This window comes from Allorhizobium pseudoryzae, assembly GCF_011046245.1.
GTDB lineage: Bacteria > Pseudomonadota > Alphaproteobacteria > Rhizobiales > Rhizobiaceae > Neorhizobium > Neorhizobium pseudoryzae.
In genome coordinates this window covers 874,832-893,040 of sequence record NZ_CP049241.1, presented here as the reverse complement: position 1 = coordinate 893,040, position 18,209 = coordinate 874,832, and the positions used below count along the sequence as shown (strand labels likewise).

Annotated in this window: 17 protein-coding genes; 11 read left to right on the top strand and 6 right to left on the bottom strand. The window is 62.4% G+C overall.

Annotated features, from left to right (window positions below; genetic code table 11):
• Positions 1 to 173: 173 nt before the first annotated feature.
• The gene (locus tag G6N78_RS04380) at positions 174 to 425 is read left to right on the top strand and encodes a hypothetical protein (protein WP_165216053.1); all 252 of its coding nucleotides are present in this window, start codon (positions 174 to 176) and stop codon (positions 423 to 425) included.
• Here the strand turns inward: G6N78_RS04380 and G6N78_RS04375 are convergent.
• Positions 415 to 2,265: a hypothetical protein gene (locus tag G6N78_RS04375; protein ID WP_234905876.1), complete on the bottom strand. Its 1,851-nt coding sequence runs from the start codon at positions 2,263 to 2,265 to the stop codon at positions 415 to 417. The genes G6N78_RS04380 and G6N78_RS04375 overlap by 11 nt on opposite strands.
• Before the next feature lie 136 nt (positions 2,266 to 2,401).
• Between G6N78_RS04375 and G6N78_RS04370 the strand changes: the two genes are divergently transcribed.
• On the top strand, positions 2,402 to 3,400 hold the full coding sequence (locus G6N78_RS04370) for a glycosyltransferase (protein WP_165216051.1): 999 nt from the start codon (positions 2,402 to 2,404) through the stop codon (positions 3,398 to 3,400).
• On the top strand, positions 3,397 to 3,792 hold the full coding sequence (locus G6N78_RS04365; RefSeq protein ID WP_165216050.1) for a GtrA family protein: 396 nt from the start codon (positions 3,397 to 3,399) through the stop codon (positions 3,790 to 3,792). Before G6N78_RS04370 ends, G6N78_RS04365 begins: the two co-directional genes overlap by 4 nt.
• Before the next feature lie 3 nt (positions 3,793 to 3,795).
• On the opposite strand, the gene G6N78_RS04360 is transcribed toward G6N78_RS04365, so the two are convergent.
• From G6N78_RS04360 to G6N78_RS04345, 4 genes are all read right to left on the bottom strand, one after another.
• A complete protein-coding gene (locus G6N78_RS04360; RefSeq protein WP_165216049.1) occupies positions 3,796 to 4,782 on the bottom strand; it encodes a Gfo/Idh/MocA family protein in 987 nt (328 codons plus the stop codon).
• Between the two features lie 131 nt (positions 4,783 to 4,913).
• Positions 4,914 to 6,167: an aminopeptidase gene (locus G6N78_RS04355; RefSeq protein WP_165216048.1), complete on the bottom strand. Its 1,254-nt coding sequence runs from the start codon at positions 6,165 to 6,167 to the stop codon at positions 4,914 to 4,916.
• 54 nt (positions 6,168 to 6,221) lie between these two features.
• The gene (gene ybaK / locus G6N78_RS04350) at positions 6,222 to 6,701 is read right to left on the bottom strand and encodes a Cys-tRNA(Pro) deacylase (protein ID WP_165216047.1); all 480 of its coding nucleotides are present in this window, start codon (positions 6,699 to 6,701) and stop codon (positions 6,222 to 6,224) included.
• Between the two features lie 24 nt (positions 6,702 to 6,725).
• Positions 6,726 to 7,073, bottom strand: coding sequence for an ArsC family reductase (locus tag G6N78_RS04345; protein ID WP_165216043.1), 348 nt, complete (start codon positions 7,071 to 7,073; stop codon positions 6,726 to 6,728).
• Positions 7,074 to 7,245: 172 nt separating this feature from the next.
• Here G6N78_RS04345 and G6N78_RS04340 point away from each other — a divergent pair, with 172 nt between their 5' ends.
• Entirely contained in the window at positions 7,246 to 7,410 is a 165-nt protein-coding gene (locus G6N78_RS04340; RefSeq protein WP_165216041.1) for a hypothetical protein, read from the top strand.
• 127 nt (positions 7,411 to 7,537) lie between these two features.
• A complete protein-coding gene (locus G6N78_RS04335) occupies positions 7,538 to 8,971 on the top strand; it encodes a methyl-accepting chemotaxis protein (protein ID WP_165216040.1) in 1,434 nt (477 codons plus the stop codon).
• Between the two features lie 9 nt (positions 8,972 to 8,980).
• On the opposite strand, the gene G6N78_RS04330 is transcribed toward G6N78_RS04335, so the two are convergent.
• Positions 8,981 to 10,030 carry a LacI family transcriptional regulator gene (locus tag G6N78_RS04330; RefSeq protein WP_234905875.1) on the bottom strand — a complete coding sequence of 350 codons (1,050 nt, stop codon included), beginning with the start codon at positions 10,028 to 10,030 and terminating at the stop codon, positions 8,981 to 8,983.
• A 412-nt stretch (positions 10,031 to 10,442) separates the two neighbouring features.
• On the opposite strand from G6N78_RS04330, the gene G6N78_RS04325 reads away from it, so the two are divergent.
• From G6N78_RS04325 to G6N78_RS04300, 6 genes are all read left to right on the top strand, one after another.
• Positions 10,443 to 11,678 carry an ABC transporter substrate-binding protein gene (locus G6N78_RS04325; RefSeq protein ID WP_165216037.1) on the top strand — a complete coding sequence of 412 codons (1,236 nt, stop codon included), beginning with the start codon at positions 10,443 to 10,445 and terminating at the stop codon, positions 11,676 to 11,678.
• Positions 11,679 to 11,846: 168 nt separating this feature from the next.
• Positions 11,847 to 12,749: a carbohydrate ABC transporter permease gene (locus G6N78_RS04320; protein ID WP_165216036.1), complete on the top strand. Its 903-nt coding sequence runs from the start codon at positions 11,847 to 11,849 to the stop codon at positions 12,747 to 12,749.
• Positions 12,742 to 13,683: a carbohydrate ABC transporter permease gene (locus tag G6N78_RS04315; protein ID WP_165216034.1), complete on the top strand. Its 942-nt coding sequence runs from the start codon at positions 12,742 to 12,744 to the stop codon at positions 13,681 to 13,683. The genes G6N78_RS04320 and G6N78_RS04315 overlap by 8 nt, the downstream gene beginning before the upstream one ends.
• Positions 13,684 to 13,688: 5 nt before the next feature.
• Positions 13,689 to 14,777, top strand: a complete 1,089-nt coding sequence (locus G6N78_RS04310; RefSeq protein ID WP_165216033.1) for an ABC transporter ATP-binding protein — start codon at positions 13,689 to 13,691, stop codon at positions 14,775 to 14,777.
• A 189-nt stretch (positions 14,778 to 14,966) separates the two neighbouring features.
• Positions 14,967 to 17,399, top strand: coding sequence for a beta-mannosidase (locus tag G6N78_RS04305; protein ID WP_165216031.1), 2,433 nt, complete (start codon positions 14,967 to 14,969; stop codon positions 17,397 to 17,399).
• Positions 17,400 to 17,441: 42 nt separating this feature from the next.
• Entirely contained in the window at positions 17,442 to 18,203 is a 762-nt protein-coding gene (locus G6N78_RS04300) for a sugar phosphate isomerase/epimerase family protein (protein ID WP_165216030.1), read from the top strand.
• Positions 18,204 to 18,209: the final 6 nt, after the last annotated feature.

The following is an 18,209-nucleotide window of genomic DNA, read 5'->3' as shown; positions in this document are numbered from 1 at the left end:
TTTCACCCTGTGCAGGTTGCAAAATCCGTGCGTAAGGCAAGCGTTAATCCTCATGCTTCATCTGGCCTTAAGGCTGATCCGCGGTTTTCGGCAGGCTGAGGCCGGCAGCGGGGCTTTGTTGGGATTTTGCCGTTATGGGAGGGGGCAGACGTCCAGACGAAGGATCTTTGCCCGTGGTGCTTCTGACTGCCTGCCTGCTGGGGACTGCCGCGGCTCACCTGCGTTCGCTTTTCGTCATCATCAGCCTCGCCGTCGCGATCCCGGTCCTTTTTGCCATCAGCGTGGTCGTCTCGGGTCAGTTCTCGCTCTGGCCGCTGCTTCTGGCAATCGGCGGCGTCAACGCCGGTCTCATGCTGTCGGTGGCGATGCTCCTCCTGCTTGGATACAGGCGGCAGTACGTGCTTTCAACAAAGATCAGCGGCTGATGACCCGATAGAGCCGGAAGCCGTCCGGATCGGTAACAGGAAGCGCCTGCAGATAGGGCGGAACCTTGCCGTTGGAGAGATCGGCATACAAACCATCCGGCTTCAGCCGCTTGAGGGCCTGCGTCTGCGGATCGGTCGCGCAGAAGGCGAGCACCGTGACCTGTGCGCCCCTCAGGAACGCTTCCGCCTCCTTGGCGCTTGCCAGCCCGATATGCAGTTCCGTCAGCATGCCGCCCTGGTTGCGGTGATAGGGAGCCGAGAGGACGCGGTGGGCCGTGTAGCGCAGGATGGTTGCGCCGCTTTCGGAGGGTGCGGCGATCACGCCCGGGGGAAGGGCAGCCAGCGCCTTCATATCGGTGCGGCTGGTGCAGGCTTCCGCCGTCCGTTTCGGGGCGCTCGCCTCGGTGAGCGCGCTGATGCTGATGGAGTTGCCGATGCCCTTGGTAGAGACCGCGCCAAAGAACACCCAGACGACCGGCACCGACATCAGCACCGTTATGACATAGACGAAGCCGGCATTGATGTTTTCCGGCTCCGCATGTGACTGGCGGCGAAGATCATCGATGATCAGCGATAGCGGCAGGATGGTGAGGGCGTTGGCCAGGAATGACCCGCGCACCTGGATGAGCGAGATGATCCAGGCGATCCCGATCAGCGCCAGGAGCACCAGATGGATCTCGGTCTTCTCCCGGTCGAGGACACGGAACGCGCAGATCGCAATGGCAAACAGGCCGACCGCATAGAAGCCGCCGACGGTCGAGGGTTCATACCTGAGCTGCGACAGGAAGGGCTGGGCTTCGGTCACATTGTTGAGCCAAAGGTCGCGCAGCATCGGATCGAGGCCGGAGAGCGGGCTGCCGAGGCATTGCGGCGCAATGAGGACGGCGGCGGCGAGCATGGCGATGCCGAGGCCGCCGAGAGCGAGGAAACGCTGCTTCTGGCTTGCGCCCTTCACCCCAAGTGCCAGCAAAAACAGGCCGGCGCCGCCAAGGGCTGTCAGCGAATAGAAACCAAGCGAGAGGTTGTCGCAGGTCACCATGCCATAATGTGCCGGGGGCACCGTCGCGACGAAGAGTGCGGTTATGGAGAGGCTCAGCGAGAGGCCGAAGGCACGGGCCGGAGCCCCGAAGGCTTCGCCATGCCAGGCCCATTGCACGGCGACACAGGCGCAGGCGACCGCGACGATCGGCACGGTTTCCGCGCCGATGGCAATCGCAATCGCCGCCGTGACGCCGGCCATGACATGGCTCAGTCCCCCCCGGCGGCGGTCGATCAGGCAGGCGGCCAGGAACACCATCAGCACCTGCTGCAGGTTATGGTGATCGATCGAGCCCGGATAGAAGCGCACCGAGGTGAAGACGAAGAGCGAGGCGAGGCCGAAGCCGATATGCATGGTGGAAACGCCGCCCATGCGCCGGCCACCGAAGCCGGCAGCCGCAATGAACAGAGCACCGAGAAGCAGCGGCCAGACGGTGAGCGCCAGCGCTTCCGCCTGTTCGGGCGAGGCGGCAAACAGCGAGAAAAACCGGATCAGACCGCCGATCGGCAGATCGACCAGCCGCGACCAGTGCATCAGCGTGCCGCCCTCCAGACCGAGGCGGTATTGCATCAGGTCGAACCAGCTCTGCCCGGACAGCCAGTCGCGCACCTCCACAAGCCGCATCACGTCGTCATTGTCCTTGCCGACATAATCGGTGGCGCTCGGCACGTGGAAAACGAGCAGGGCCGCGATCACCACGATGGCATAGGCCAGAAGCGAGGGGAAAAAGCGATCCCAGAACCCTGCCGGGCGGCGGCGCTGGTCAGGCACAACGGGGCTGTGTCGCAGGAAAGCTGTCATATTCTGGTCCTCGGCGGCCGGGCCGGCAGGCCACATCTTGTCCCCGGAAACCTAGCCTTAACCTTCTCAAGAAATAGTAAAGCGCGCGGGGCCGGAAGACTTCGGCCCGCACTGTACCGAGTAGCGGGTAAACGTCATGGACCAGGCCGCAACGGGTGATCTTTCGATCGCCGTTCTTCTTCCCTGTTATAACGAGGCGGCCACCATCGCTTCGGTCGTGCGGGGGTTCCGGCTGGCGCTGCCAACGGCCCGCATCTTTGTCTACGACAACAATTCCACCGATGGGACGGCGCTTGCCGCGATGCTGGCCGGGGCCGAGGTGCGCCGCGAGCGCCGCCAGGGCAAAGGCCATGTGGTGCGGCGCATGTTTGCCGATATCGACGCCGACATCTACGTGATGGCCGATGGCGACGGCACCTACGCGCCGGACGATGCCGAGGAACTGATCCGCACGCTTCTGACGGAGCGGGTGGACATGGTGGTCGGCACACGGCGCGGCGTGCATGACGATGCGGGGCGCCAGGGCCATGCCGCCGGCAACCGGCTGTTCAACATTCTCTACCGGCAGATGTTCGGGCCGGATTTTTCCGACATCTTTTCCGGCTACCGCGCCTTTACCCGCCGCTATGTGAAAAGCTTCCCGGCGGTCTCGGGCGGCTTCGAGATCGAGACGGAAATGTCGGTGCACGCCTCGCGGCTGAAACTGCCGGTGGCGGAGCTGGAGCTGAATTACGGGCGCCGGCCGGAGGGGTCGTTCTCGAAACTCTCCACCTTCCGCGACGGTTTTCGCATCCTGCGCATGTTCGCCATGCTGATGAAGGAAACCCGGCCCTTCATCTTCTTCGGCCTGATTGCCGCGGTCCTGTTTTCGAGCGGAAGCCTGCTCTCGATCCCGGTTCTGATCGAATATTTCGAGACGGGGCTCGTGCCGCGCATGCCGACCTGGATGCTGTCGCTGGCCTTGATCAGCCTCTCCTCCGTCGCCCTGACCGCCGGCGTTATCCTGGATTCGGTGGCGCGCGGCCGCAACGAGATGCTGCGGCTTGCCTATCTCAACCAGCCGGACCGGCTGGGGGAACGCGAGGCCTCATCCAGCGACAAGGTCAATCCGGCAAGCGGGGCGCGGGCCGCGTGAGAAAGCTGATCTGGTTCCTGTTTGCCGGGGGGACAGGCTTCGTCATTGATGCCGGGTTGACGCAAGGCCTGATTCTTGCCGGTCTCAGCCCGTTTGCCGCACGCATCCCGGCGATCCTTGCGGCCATGGCCTTCACCTGGTTCATCAACCGCACCTTTACCTTCGGCCGGTCGCAGCATTCGCTGGTGGCGGAAGGTTTTCGCTATTGGGCGGTGGGGGTCACCTCGGCGCTCCTGAACTATGCGATCTATTCACTGCTCATCCACCGGCTGCCGATGCTGCAGCCGGTGGTGGCCGTGGTCTTCGCCTCGCTGGGCGCGATGGCCTATACCTATTTTGGCTATTCCCGCTTCGTCTTCCGCCATCGGCGGAGGGACAACGAGAGCCGCTGAGGCTCAGACAGTTTCCCAGCCGTCCTTGTCGCTGGCGCGGTAGACCGCGTCGATGAAGCGCTGGTTGAAGCGCGAGCTTTCCAGCGACACCACCTCCGCTTCGCCGCCCATCGCCTTTGTCGCGAAGGCTTCCGCTTGGCGCTTGTACTGCCGGCTGTCCTGGAAGCGGAAGACTTCGGAGCGGCCATGCGACTGGTCTGTCAGTTCCACTTCTTCGGCGCCGTAGCGATCCGCATTGAACGGGGATTTGACCTCGATGAAGCCGTCGGTGCCGTGGAAGACCATCACCTGGCGATGTGCCATCTGGGTGGAGATGTAGAAGGAGAGGTCGAAATCACCGAAATCGGCCTTCACGGACGAGTAGATGTCGGTGCCGAATTCCGTGTCGCGTTCGGTGGTTGCCTGGACGCGGAGCGGCTCCTTGCCCGTGGAAAAGCGCGTGGCCATCGTAGGATAGACGCCGATATCCGGCAGGCCGCCGCCGCCGAGTGCCGGAATATTGCGCATGTTGCCGGGATCTCGGTTGAAATAGGTGAAGGCGCCCTGCACATGGCGCAGGCGACCGATCGCGCCCTTGGCCAGAAGTTCGCGCACCTTCCGCCAGACCGGCGCATAGGTGATCATGAAGGCTTCGGCGATCAACACCTTATTTCGGTCGCGCGCGGCGATCAGTTGATCGATCTCGGCAGCCTTCAGCGCGATCGGCTTTTCGCAGAGCACGTGCTTGCCGGCATTGGCGGCCTTAATGGTCCATTCCACATGCTGGCTGGTCGGCAGCGGAATGTAGACGGCGTCGATCGCATCCGAGGCCAGCATCTCCTCATAGGAGCCGAAGGCATGCGGCACGGAAAAGCGGTCGGCCATGGCACGGGCGCGGGAGACATCGCGGCTGGCAATGGCGGTGACGACGCAGTTTTCCGCGTCCTGGATGGCCGGGACTACCGCGTTCTGGCCGATACGCGCGGTGGACAGAATTCCGAAACGCAACATGAGATCCTCCCAGGGGATGTGTGAGGGCGACCGCTTGGCATGCTTGTTCGATGCGGGCCGCCGATGGAATGCGAAACAAACGAAGACCCCGCCGCTCCTCCGCGACGGGGCAGATCAGAGAAACGGTCGGCTCAGGCCCATTCGCCCTTGCGCATGACGGGGACTTTCGAGCCATCGGCGCGGATACCGTCGATATCCACGAGGTTGGAGCCGATCATCCAGTCGATGTGGATCAGCGAGGAATTGCCGCCCTGCGCCTTGATCTGATCCGGCGTCAGCGAGGCGCCGTTGAGGAAGCACTTCGAATAGCACTGGCCAAGCGCGATGTGGCAGGAGGCGTTCTCATCAAACAGCGTGTTGTAGAAGAGAATCCCCGACGCCGAGATCGGCGAGGAATGCGGCACAAGCGCCACCTCGCCCAGACGGCGGGCACCCTCATCGGTATCGAGCACCTTGTTCAGCACCGATTCGCCTTTGGACGCCTTTGCCTCGACGATCCGGCCCGCTTCGAACCGCACCTGGATATTGTCGATCAGCGTGCCCTGGTGCGACAGCGGCTTGGTGGAAGAAACGACACCCTCCACCTTCAGCGCGTGCGGCGTGGTGAACACTTCCTCGGTCGGAATGTTCGGGTTGCAGGTGATGCCGTTCTTGGCGGTGGAGGCGCCGCCGTGCCATTCGTGGCCGTCCGCCAGGCCGACGGTGAGGTCCGTGCCGGGGCCGGTGAAATGCAGGGCAGCAAAACGTTCGCCGTTCAGCCAGCTGGAGCGTTTTTTCAGGTTGGCATTATGCTCGGCCCAGGCGGCGATCGGGTCGGGCGTGTTGATGCGCGAGGCGGAAAAGATCGCTTCCGCCAGTTTGTGCACGGCTTCCTCTTCCGGCAGATCCGGAAACACCTGCCGCGCCCAGGAGGGGTTGGGATAGGAGCAGATGTGCCAGTTGATGTCGAAGTTCGAGATCTTTTCGAGCGCCGGCTTGTAGGCGATAGAATTTGCCTTGTTGGCGCGCGCCACCTTCTGCGGGTCCTCGTTGGCGAGCATCATCGGATTGTCGCCGGAGATGGCAAGGCGAGCCGCGCCGCCCTCGTAAGCCTTGGCCATGCCGTCATACAGCCAGCTCGCCGCCTTGTCGAAGCTCGCATCCGGTGCGTGGCGGTAACGGGCGAGCGTCGTCTCCTCGTCGGAATAGAAGGTGGAGACGAGACCGGCGCCGGCCATGTAGGCATGTTTGGTGATCTCGCGCACCAGCGGCAGGGCCGCGATCGGCGCGGTGATGACGAGATCCTGGTTTGCCTTCAGCTGCAGGCCGACCTTGACGGCGACTTCCGCCAGCTTGTCGAGTTTCACCGGATCGATGGGCGTGTTGATGGCGGAATGGATCGTCATGGAAAGAAAGCCTGTCTTTGAGGATCGTGATGTCTCACAGACATAGTCCGCCGTTCAGGCCTCGGCAACAACCGAGGCGGCGATGGCATTGAGCACGTTCTTGGCATCCTGCGGCGACAGCCGCACCTGCAGCCCCCGCTGGCCGCCGTTCATGTAGACATAAGGTTCGGCCATGGCGGCTTCCTCGATCACCGTCGGCACGCTCTTCTTCTGGCCGAAGGGGCTGATGCCGCCGACCACGTAGCCGGTTGCCTTCTCCGCCGCCGCCGGCTTCATCATCGCCGCCGACTTGCCGCCGAAGGCCGCGGCCAGCTTTTTCATCGACACCTCGCGGTCCGACGGCACGACGGCGCAGACCGCCTTGCCATCCACCTCCGCCATCAGCGTCTTCAGCACGCGGTGCGGTGGCTCGCCGATCGCTTCCGCCGCCTGCAGGCCGATGCGCTCCGCATTCGGGTCGTAGTCATAGGTGTGGACGGTAAAGGCGATGCCGGCCTTGCCGAGCATCTGGGTGCCGCGCGTGGTCCTGGACATGGGGTGCTTTCCTTGGAAAACGCGTCAGCGGGAAAACAGCGCGGCATAGAGCTCCGGCTTGAAGCCGACGGTGATCCCGCCGTCGGTCTCCAGAACGGGACGCTTGATGAGCGAAGGCTGTGACAGCATCAGGTCGATGGCCTTGTCGCGGGAGAGATCCGCCTTCTCGGCATCGGAAAGTTTGCGGAAGGTGGTGCCGGCCCGGTTCAAAAGCGTCTCCCAGCCCTTGTCGTCCGACCAGCGTTCGAGATGCGCGCGGTCGATCCCTTCTGCCTTGTAGTCGTGAAAACGATGGGCAATGCCGTGCCCGTCCAGCCAGGTCCGGGCTTTTTTCATCGTGTCGCAGTTCTTGATTCCGTAGATCGTCGTCATGCATCACCCTCTCGATCGGCAGGAGACTAGCATCTCTCCACGCGCGAGGAATTACCAAATGGTAAAGCTTGTGGCTACTCGCATGCGCTCGCTGCATGCCTCCCATCGGTTCTTGTGCATTGCGGAATCCGGCGATCAGTCCGATATTTGGGACAGACAAAAGGAGATGACAATGTCTACGAAAAACAACAGCATGCGTGGTGGTTTCCTCGGTCGTGCCCTGGCTGTTTTCGGTGCTGCCGCCCATGCGTCCGCCGCCCTCGAAGCGGGCCGCCAACCGGCCAAGCGTGATCTGGTGACATTGGGTATCGACCCGAACGCGTTTGAGCGTCGCTAATCCTGAAGGCGTTGCGGCCCAGGCCATCCGGGCTCCGGGCCGCCCCTAACGCCGGTTGTATAGTGAGGCTCGCAACCACTCGTTAACGCTGTGCGTGCACAATCTCCCGCATTGGGAGAGAGGTACTATGCACGCAACTGTTATGCAGGCGTCCTTTTCCACGGGCGGAACCGATCGGAACGACGTTCTTCAAGAGGCCGTGACGCGGCTTGCTGCCGAAGCGTCAGCGCTGGGCATTCACCTGGTGGATATTGCCGGCGCGATCCAGGACACGGCGTCGCAATCCTCCGAGCAGGCGAAACTTCTGACGCGGATCACCGGATCGGCTCAGTCGATCGCCGACGCCAACCGCCAGATCGCCTATGCGCTGGGCGAGACGGACAAGCTCGCGACCAATGCCCGTCAGGTTCTCACCCTTCAGGCCCAGCAGTTGAACGGCTCCATCGATGCGATCGACCATATGGTGGACGCGTCGCGCGGAATGGGCGTCGAGATCCGTTCGTTTTCCTCGGCGCTCGCCGATGTGGGAAAGCTGGCGGAAGAGATCGGCACCATCGCGCGCCAGACCAACCTTCTCGCCCTCAATGCCGCGATCGAAGCGGCCCGCGCCGGGGATGCCGGCAAGGGGTTTGCCGTCGTGGCCGCGGAAGTGCGGGCTTTGTCCCTGCAGACCTCGCAGACGACATCCTCCATCCAAGAAACCCTTCTGCACCTTAGTCAGCGCATCGAGAAGCTGATCGCGGCCGGCGAAGGCGCGCGCGTGTCGGCGGAGGGCGTCAAGACCACGGCGCAGGACGTGCAGGGCTCCTTCCACGAGGTGGAAGAGGTGATGTCGAAGATCCTGGACGGTGCCTCCACGCTTGCAAGCACGACGGAAGCCGTCGACCGGCAGTGCAGCGAATTTGCCAGCAGCATCGCTGCCACCGCCAGCGCCGTCCTGAAATCCAACGATCAGTTGCAGCAGACGTCGGCGCGTGTCGGCGATGTGGTGACGATCTCCGAACGGATGATCCAGGCAACCGCCAGTGCCGGCATTCGCACACCGGATACACCGTATATCGAGCAGGTCATGGGCGTGGCCGACACCATCAGCCAGCTCTTCGAGCAATCGGTTCGAACCGGCCGTATCGACACGGGCGCGCTCTTTGACAGGGATTACCGTGCCATCCAGGGCACGGATCCCGTCCAGTACATGACACGGTTCACCGAGTTCACCGACGCCGTCTTGCCCGCCATCCTGGAGCGTGTCGTCGAGGGCGACGAGCGGATCGCCTTCTGCGCTGCCGTCGACAACAATGGTTACCTGCCGACCCACAATCGCAAATTCTCGCAGCCACAACGGCGCGGCGATGCGACATGGAATACGGCCAACTGCCGAAACCGCCGCATCTTCAATGACCGGGTGGGACTTGCGGCCGGCCGCAGCACGGAACCGTTCCTGCTGCAGACCTATCGCCGCGACATGGGCGGCGGCCAGTTCGTGCTGATGAAGGACATTTCCGCGCCCGTCATCGTCAACGGACGCCATTGGGGCGGTGTGCGGCTTGCCATCAAGGCCTGATCCGAGGGCTCACCGGGGCGCCATGGTCGACCAGACCGGATCGCTGATGCTCTGCAGGAGATCCGGCGCTACGCCATCGATGCGGGCGATCACCGCCTTGGCCAGTTCGCGGCCAGCCAGACGCACGCTTTCGTTGACCGTGTAGATTTCCGGCCGCACCCAGTTCAGGAATTCCGCCGACTGTTTCGAGACGATATCCACATCGATCCCCAGCCGACGCCCCGCGGCCTCCAGACCGGCGACAAGCGCGATGCTGGCGCTGCCGCTGATGGAGATGACGCCGTCCGGCGGATCGGCGGACTGCATCAGCACCTGCATCTGGGTGCGCACCTCGTCGAGTGAGGCTTCGCTGGTGATGCGGCCCATCGCCACTTCCGTGGCGCCAAAGGCGGCAAGCGCTTTTTCGAAGCCGATGCGGGTGTGCAGGTAGTAGGACAGTTTTGCCGGCGGCGCGAGCAGTGCAATGCGTTTGCGCCCCAGTGAGGCGAGCTTCTGTACCGCCTGGAAGGCATAGGCCTCGTTGTCGAAATCGTGGAAAGGATGGACGATGCCCATATCGGTGCGGCCATGCGTGGCAAACGGAAAATTCCGCTCCATCATCAGGGCGACCCGCGGATCATCCGGCGACGTTCGCGAGATGATCATGCCATCGGCAGAACCCGTATCGAGAATGTAGCGGATCGGCGCCATCGGATCCTTCTGGTGCATGTGCGGTGTCAGCACGAGGTGATACTGCGTCCCCGCCAGAACCTCGGAAATGCCGAACATCATCTGGCTGGTGAAGCCCATCAGCTCCTCATCAATGCTCAGCACAAGCGCGATGACATTGGTCTTTCCGGTCCGCAGGCGCACACCGGCCCGGTTGGGCTGGTAGCCAAGCTGGCTTGCCACGAGGCGGACCCGTTCCTTGGTTTCCGCACCGATATCCGGCGCGTCCTTCAAGGCGCGAGACACGGTGGTGATGCCGAGACCCGTCATGAAGGCGATCGTCTTCAGCGTCGGGCGCATAGTGGCCGGCGCCGGCGATCGCCTGGCTTTTGTGATCGTATTGTCGTCCATGCGTCGTCCACCCGAGTCAGGCCGGAGACTATAGATGATTTTTCGCTCGCCTGGAAACGGATGCCTCCTCCCGATGGCAGCCTCATTTTTGAAAAACTGAAACGTTGCAGTAAAAATGTCGAGTCCTTTTTGAGGGGCGATGGAATTTTTGCGACCCTGGATAGCACAACGCATGCGCGGCATTGATTTTGCGGATGCGAGAAGCGGGAGAGCACAAATAGGCCGAAAAACGGGGCTATTCAGGCGTATATTCCGAATTGATGAGACATCATCACAAGCTCGGCTTAGGTCTGGATGAACATTTAAAGTTGTATTTCGACTGATCAAAATAAATTTTCACCAGACACGGTTGCGCCCCGCGATTTCTTGTCATAGCTTTTTTACGGCAACGTTTCAGTGAGGGAGGAGACTCATGAATATGCGTGCAATGAAAGCCATGGCCATGGCAAGCGTGATGCTGCCGGCCACCTACGCAAGCGCAACGGACCTCGAAGTCACCCATTGGTGGACATCCGGCGGAGAAGCCGCAGCCGTCAAGGAACTGGCAAAGGCGTTCGATGCGACCGGCAACAAATGGGTCGACGGAGCCATTGCCGGGTCCGGCGGCACCGCCCGACCGATCATGATCAGCCGTATCACCGGCGGCGATCCGATGGGTGCCACCCAGTTCAACCATGGTCGTCAGGCGCAGGAACTGGCGCAGGCTGGCCTGATGCGGGATCTCACCAGCGTTGCCGAAAAGGGCAAGTGGAAAGAGATCATCAAACCGGCGAGCCTTCTGGAAAGCTGCACCATCGACGGCAAGATCTATTGCGCGCCGGTGAACATCCACTCCTGGCAGTGGCTGTGGCTGTCCAACGACGCCTTCAAGACCGCCGGTGTTCCGGTGCCGAAGAACTGGAACGAGTTCGTCGCTGCCGGCCCCGCGCTGCAGAAGGCCGGCATCCAGCCGCTCGCCATGGGTGGTCAGCCCTGGCAGGCGACGGGCGCCTTCGATACGCTCATCATTTCGCTGGGCGGCAAGGACCTCTACATGAAGGTCTTCAAGGACAAGGATGCCAAGGCAGCTGCCGGCCCGGAAATGGCGGCGATCTTCAAGGCGGCCGACGAGGCGCGCAAGCTCGCCAAGGGCACCAATGTGCAGGACTGGAACCAGGCGACCAACATGGTCGTGACCGGCAAGGCCGGCGGCCAGATCATGGGTGACTGGGCGCAGGGCGAATTCCAGCTGGCCGGCAAGGTGGCCGGAACGGATTATACCTGCCTGCCCGGTCTTGGCCTGAACCAGTATCTGACGGCCGGCGGCGACGCCTTCTATTTCCCGCTGCTGAAGGACGAGGCAAAGTCCAAGGCGCAGGAGACGCTGGCCGAGGTGATCGTCGATCCGAAAACCCAGGTTGCTTTCAACCTGAAGAAAGGTTCGCTGCCGGTGCGGGGTGACGTGGATCTGTCCGCTGCCAACGACTGCATGAAGAAGGGTCTCGAGGTTCTGGCGAAGGGCAACATCCTCTCCAGCACCGACCAGCTTCTCTCGCCGGATACCCAGAAACAGAAGGAAGACCTGTTCTCGCAGTTCTTCGCCAATGAATCAATGACGCCGGAAGCCGCGCAGAAACGGTTCTCCGATATCATTGCCGCCGCCGACTGACACGCGTCCCGGTGACGGAAGCCGGCCGGTGCAAGCCCAGCACCGGCCGGTCCATTGGCAACCTCGGCCGAACCTTGCTGGCCTGGATGGCAGACCCGACGTGCCGAGACGGCGCCGGACCGACCATCTGCGCCTCCTCGCTTCGCCGCGATTGAGAAGGATAAAAAGATGGCGGGTCTCGCGCATAAAGGCCGACCGAACCAGCTTTTTCGCAATCTGAATTCCAAGATCGCCCTCACTCCGATGATCCTGATCGCGCTCGTGGTCTTTCTCGGGGGCACGATCTGGACGGTCGTCTATTCCTTTACCCGATCCGGCCTCCTGCCGCGCCTGTCCTTCGTCGGGCTCGACCAGTATGAGCGCCTGTGGTCGGCGCCGCGCTGGATCATCTCGATCCAGAATCTCGCGATCTACGGTATCCTGACGCTGATCTTCAGCCTGGTCATCGGCTTTGTCCTGGCGGCCCTGATGGACCAGAAGATCCGTTTCGAGAACACCTTCCGAACGATCTTCCTCTATCCCTTCGCTCTGTCCTTCATCGTGACGGGCCTCGTCTGGCAGTGGATCCTCAATCCGGAATTCGGCGTCCAGTCGATCGTCCGGTCGCTCGGCTGGACGACGTTTACCTTCGATCCGCTCTACAATGCCGATATCGTCATCTACGGCATCCTGATTGCCGGCCTCTGGCAGGGCACGGGGCTGGTGATGTGCCTGATGCTGGCGGGCCTGCGCGGCATCGACGAGGACATCTGGAAGGCGGCGCGGGTGGACGGCATCCCGATGTGGAAGACCTACCTGCTGATCGTCATTCCCATGATGCGGCCCGTCTTCATCACCACGCTGGTGCTGATCGCCTCCGGCATCGTCAAGGTCTACGACCTCGTGGTGGCGCAAACCAGCGGCGGGCCCGGTATCGCGTCGGAAGTGCCGGCAAAATACGTCTACGACTACATGTTCCAGGCGCAGAACCTGGGGCAGGGGTTTGCCGCTTCCACCATGATGCTGATCACGGTCGCCATCATCATCATCCCCTGGGCCTATCTCGAATTCGGAGGCAAGAAGCGTGGCTAACGTGACCGCTCTCAACACCACCGCGGCGAGTTTCGATGCCGTCGCCCCCGACGTTTCCGGCCCGCGCGGCCGCCGTCCGCGCAAGGTTCTGTCGCGCCGCAACATCATCCTGTACGGCCTCTTGGGCCTGGCGGCGCTCTATTATCTTCTGCCGCTTTACGTGATGATGGTGACCTCGATGAAGGGGATGCCGGAAGTCCGACTCGGGAATATCTTCTCGCCGCCGATGGAAATCACGTTCGAACCCTGGGCCAAGGCCTGGGCGAGCGCCTGCACCGGGTTGAACTGCGACGGTCTTTCGCGCGGGTTCTGGAACTCGGTCCGCATCCTGCTGCCATCGGTGGTCGTGTCCATCGCCGTTGCGTCAGTCAGCGGTTACGCTCTTGCCAACTGGCGCTTCAAGGGTGCGGACCTGTTCTTCTCGATCCTGGTGGTCGGCGCCTTCATTCCCTACCAGGTGATGATCTACCCGATCGTCATCCTGCTGCGCGAACTCGGCATCTACGGCACGCTGACCGGGCTTGTCATCGTGCACACCATCTTCGGCATGCCGATCCTGACGCTGCTGTTCCGTAATTATTTCACCGCGCTGCCGGAGGAATTGTTCAAGGCGGCGCGCATCGATGGTGCCGGGTTCTGGCAGATCTATGTCCGCATCATGCTGCCGATGGCGCTGCCGATCTTCGTCGTGGCGATGATCCTGCAGGTCACCGGCATCTGGAACGACTTCCTGTTCGGCGTCGTCTTCACCCGCCCGGACAGCTACCCGATGACGGTGCAGCTCAACAATATCGTCAATTCGGTGCAGGGCGTGAAGGAATACAATGTCAACATGGCCGCCACGCTTCTGACCGGTGCCGTTCCCCTCATCGTCTATTTCGTCTCCGGCAGATTGTTCGTCCGCGGTATTGCCGCCGGCGCAGTAAAGGGCTGATTTCCATGGCCAACAGTGTTTCCATTCGTGATCTTTCGCTGTCGTTCGGGGCCATCACGGTTCTGAAGGATCTCAACCTCGATATTCGCGATGGCGAGTTCATCGTGCTGCTCGGCTCGTCCGGCTGCGGCAAGTCCACGCTTTTGAACTGCATTGCCGGCCTGCTGGAGCCGACCGAGGGGCAGATCTTCATCAAGGATCGCAATGTCACCTGGGAGGAACCGAAGGACCGCGGCATCGGCATGGTGTTCCAGTCCTATGCGCTCTATCCGCAGATGACGGTGGAGAAGAACCTCTCCTTCGGCCTGCAGGTGGCCAAGGTGCCGAAGGCGGAGATCGACAAGCGGGTGGCGCGTGCCGCCGAGATCCTGCAGATCGGCCCGCTTTTGAAGCGCAAGCCGGCGGAACTTTCCGGCGGCCAGCGCCAGCGCGTCGCGATCGGCCGTGCTTTGGTGCGCGATGTCGATGTCTTCCTCTTCGACGAGCCGCTGTCTAACCTCGATGCCAAGCTGCGTTCCGAACTGCGTGTGGAGATCAAGCGGCTGCACCAGAGCCTCAAGAACACGATGATCTACGTTACACATGACCAGATCGAGGCGCTGACGCTCGCCGACCGCATCGCCATCATGAAGAGCGGGGTCATCCAGCAGCTGGACGACCCGATCGTCATCTACAACCGACCGAAGAACCTGTTCGTCGCCGGTTTCATCGGGTCGCCATCAATGAATTTCCTGCAGGGCGAAATCGCCGAGGTGGCCGGTCGTGCGGTCTTCCGCACCCATGGCGTCGATTTCTCGCTCGCGGGCTACGACACGTCCGAACCGCTGAAGGCGGGCCGCAAGGTGGTGCTCGGCGTGCGGCCGGAACATATTGCCGTCGATGACGAGACGCAGCAGCAGGAAGTGCATGAGGCGGTGGTCGATATCGAGGAACCGATGGGGGCCGACAATCTTCTCTGGCTGAACCATGCCGGTCACCTGATGTCGGTGCGCATCGGCGGCGCACGCCGCTATGCGCCGGGCGCCCGTGTCCGCATGGCCTTCGACATGAGCATGGCCTCCCTCTTCGATGCCGAGACGGAAGACCGGATCTGATGCGATTGGCGACAGGAAAAGACCCCTCCCCAACCCCTCCCCACAGGGGGGAGGGGCTAACCCGGTCGCACCGCCGACCCCTGATGTGGGCAGGACGGCGCGGCGCGTCGTCTCCCCCCTTGTGGGGGAGATGGCGGCAGCCAGAGGGGGTCTTTCGCCCCACATGCGCAGGCCCACAGGAGTGACATCATGACCAGCCTTGACCTCGCAGGCACCTGGCGGCTTTCATCGCTGGACGAGCAGACCGTGGCGCTGATGCCGGTACCGGGGGATGTGCATACGGCGCTGAAAAATGCTGGCTTCATTCCGGATCCTTATGTCGGCCGCAACGAACTCGACCTGCGCTGGGTCGCCGAGCAGGATTGGCAGATCGAGCAGGATTTCGAGCTGACCGAGACCGACGGCGACTGGTATCTCGACGTGACCGACCTCGATACGGTGGCGACGATCGAGATCAACGGACAGGTGGTGCTGGAAGCGGATAACTGCTTTCGCCGCTACCGGCCGGATGTCAGCGATGTCTTGCGCCAGGGCGACAACCGCATCCGCATTGTCTTTTATTCCAGCATCCGCGAAGGGGAAAAGCGCCAGGCCCGGCAGCCGTTCTATGTGCCCTATCACGAGGGCAACTCGCCGATTGCCAATGGCAACATGCTGCGCAAGCCGCAGTGCCATTTCGGCTGGGACTGGAATATCGCGCTGGCACCGCTGGGCCTTTATGGCACGATCGCGCTGCGCAAGCTTGAAGCGGCGCGGATCGAACACGTCACGACCCGGCAGCATCATGGCGAGGACGGCGTTGATGTGACGGTGACCGTCACGCTTCATGCCAAGCAGATGGGAGCAACGCCGCTCATCCTGTCGCTGGGCGATGACGAGGTGCGGCTCGATGTCGGCGTGCGGCCGGGTGAGACGACCGTCAGTCACGTCTTTCATATCGATGCGCCGCGCCTCTGGTGGCCCGCCGGCAGCGGCGAGCAGGCGCTCTATACACTCTCGGTCGAGACGGCATCGGAAACCGTCACCCGCAACATCGGCCTGCGCACCGCCGAACTGCTAACCGATCCGGACGAAGCGGGAAGCCGGTTTGCCTTTCGTCTCAACGGCCGCGAGATCTTTTGCCGAGGCGCGAACTGGATTCCGGCCGACGCGCTGTTTTCGCTGACGAGCCCGCAGAAGACCCGCGACCTGCTGCAGTCCGCCGTCGATGCCCATATGAACATGATCCGTGTCTGGGGCGGCGGCTTCTACGAAGCGGACTGGTTCTACGATCTCTGCGACGAAATGGGCCTGATGGTCTGGCAGGATTTCCAGTTCTCCTGCAATCTTTACCCTTCGACGCCGGATTTCCTGGAGAATGTCGCGGCGGAAGTGGATGATCAGGTGCGCCGGCTGATCTCGCATCCCTCGATCGTCCTGTGGTGCGGCGACAACGAACTGGTCGGCGCGCTGACCTGGTTCAAGCCATCGATCGAGAACCGCGACCGGTACCTCGTGTCCTACGACCGGCTAAACCGCACCATCGAACAGGCGCTCTTGAAGGTGGCGCCGGATGCGCTCTGGTGGCCCTCCAGCCCCGCCTCCGGCTATCTCGACTATGGCGATGCGTGGCATGCGGACGGTTCCGGCGACATGCATTACTGGTCCGTCTGGCACGAGAACAAGCCGTTCGAGGACTACCGCAAGGTTCGTCCGCGCTTCTGCTCGGAATTCGGCTTCCAGTCCTACACCTCGCTGCCGGTCATCCGCACCTATGCGAGCGAGAGCGACATGAACATCGCCTCGCCGGTGATGGAACTGCACCAGAAGAATGTCGGTGGCAACGAACGCATCGCCGCCACCATGTTCCGTTATTTCCGATTTCCGGAAGGCTTTGCCAACTTCGTCTACCTGTCCCAGGTCCAGCAGGGCCTCGCCATCCGCACCGCCGTGGATTACTGGCGGTCGCTGAAACCCCATTGCATGGGCACACTCTACTGGCAGCTCAACGACACCTGGCCGGTCGCTTCCTGGTCGAGCCTCGACTATGGCGGCAGCTGGAAAGTCCTGCATTACATGGCGCGACGCTTCTTCCAGCCGGTGAATGTGGCGGCCATTCCCTCCGACAACGGAACTTCCATTCAGATGTCGGTGGTGAACGACACGGCAAGCGATGTGACCGTGACGCTGACCCTGTCGCTGCTCACCCTCTCCGGAGACCGGCGCGAATTTCAGAGCCTCGACATTCTCTGCTCCCCGGATGCGGCGGTGGTGGCGACCACGCTGGATCTCGCCGAAATCCCGGCCGATTGCCTGCTCGCCTGGCGTTTCACCGCGAGCAACGGCATGGGGGGCGAGGGCCATCACGTGACCGGCACCTACAAGGCCCTCGACCTTCAGCCGGCAGGGCTTGCCCTCGACGTTCAGCCGGCGCCGACCGGCGGTTATGACGTGACGGTGCAGGCGGCCGGTCTTGGCCTTTACGTCGTCATCGAAAGCGACCGGCCGGGCCGCTTTTCCGACAACGCCTTTGATCTCGCGGCGGGGGAAAGCCGCCGCGTGACGTTCACCCCGTCTTCCGACAGTGAAGGCGAACCCACATTCACCCTCTACGATCTTCACGCCTGCAGCATGGCGGGGTGAATTCCTTGGCAATGAAGGGCCATATGGCCCGGGAGGACAATGATGACCGAACTCAGCTTCCAGCTTTACAGCGCCCGCAATTTTCCGACGCTGTCGGAGGTGCTGATCAAGCTTTCGCAGGCCGGATATTCCCAGGTGGAAGGCTATGGCGGCATCTATGCAAACCTTGACGAAGCAGGACTGCACGCGCTGAAGGCAGACCTTGAGGCGGGCGGGCTGACCATGCCGACCGGCCATTTCGGTCTCGACATGCTGGAGCGCGAGCCGGCACGCGCCCTGCAGATCGCCAAGATCCTCGGCATGGAGGCGATCTATTGCCCCTTCCTGATGCCCGACCAGCGCCCCAGCGATGCCGGTGGCTGGTTCGCCTTCGGCCAGCGGCTGGCGGAGGCCGGCAAGCGATACCAGGATGCCGGTTACGTGTTCGGCTGGCACAACCACGATTTTGAATTCCAGACGCTGGCCGACGGCTCGACGCCGCAGGAACAGATCTTTGCCGGCGGGCCGGATCTCGCCTGGGAAGCGGATATTGCCTGGGTGGTGCGCGGCAAGGCCGATCCCTTCGCCTGGATCGAAAGCTACGGCAAGCGCATCCGCGCCGTGCACGTCAAGGACATCGCGCCGGCCGGCGAAAATACCGATGAGGACGGCTGGGCGGATGTGGGGCATGGCACGGTGCCGTGGAAGGACCTGATGGATGCGCTCCGCAAGACGCCCGCCAAACATTTTGTCCTCGAACACGACAATCCGAAGGATCTCGACCGGCTGATCAGCCGCTCGCTTGCTGCCTTCGAAACCTACTGAAACAGA

Bases quoted from the DNA above. Each gene is read 5' to 3' on its own strand.
- G6N78_RS04375 (WP_234905876.1), bottom strand. From the start codon at position 2,265: ATGACAGCTTTCCTGCGACACAGCCCCGTTGTGCCTGACCAGCGCCGC.
- G6N78_RS04370 (WP_165216051.1), top strand. From the start codon at position 2,402: ATGGACCAGGCCGCAACGGGTGATCTTTCGATCGCCGTTCTTCTTCCC.
- G6N78_RS04360 (WP_165216049.1), bottom strand. From the start codon at position 4,782: ATGTTGCGTTTCGGAATTCTGTCCACCGCGCGTATCGGCCAGAACGCG.
- G6N78_RS04355 (WP_165216048.1), bottom strand. From the start codon at position 6,167: ATGACGATCCATTCCGCCATCAACACGCCCATCGATCCGGTGAAACTC.
- ybaK (WP_165216047.1), bottom strand. From the start codon at position 6,701: ATGTCCAGGACCACGCGCGGCACCCAGATGCTCGGCAAGGCCGGCATC.
- G6N78_RS04345 (WP_165216043.1), bottom strand. From the start codon at position 7,073: ATGACGACGATCTACGGAATCAAGAACTGCGACACGATGAAAAAAGCC.
- G6N78_RS04340 (WP_165216041.1), top strand. From the start codon at position 7,246: ATGTCTACGAAAAACAACAGCATGCGTGGTGGTTTCCTCGGTCGTGCC.
- G6N78_RS04335 (WP_165216040.1), top strand. From the start codon at position 7,538: ATGCACGCAACTGTTATGCAGGCGTCCTTTTCCACGGGCGGAACCGAT.
- G6N78_RS04330 (WP_234905875.1), bottom strand. From the start codon at position 10,030: ATGGACGACAATACGATCACAAAAGCCAGGCGATCGCCGGCGCCGGCC.
- G6N78_RS04325 (WP_165216037.1), top strand. From the start codon at position 10,443: ATGAATATGCGTGCAATGAAAGCCATGGCCATGGCAAGCGTGATGCTG.
- G6N78_RS04320 (WP_165216036.1), top strand. From the start codon at position 11,847: ATGGCGGGTCTCGCGCATAAAGGCCGACCGAACCAGCTTTTTCGCAAT.
- G6N78_RS04310 (WP_165216033.1), top strand. From the start codon at position 13,689: ATGGCCAACAGTGTTTCCATTCGTGATCTTTCGCTGTCGTTCGGGGCC.
- G6N78_RS04305 (WP_165216031.1), top strand. From the start codon at position 14,967: ATGACCAGCCTTGACCTCGCAGGCACCTGGCGGCTTTCATCGCTGGAC.
- G6N78_RS04300 (WP_165216030.1), top strand. From the start codon at position 17,442: ATGACCGAACTCAGCTTCCAGCTTTACAGCGCCCGCAATTTTCCGACG.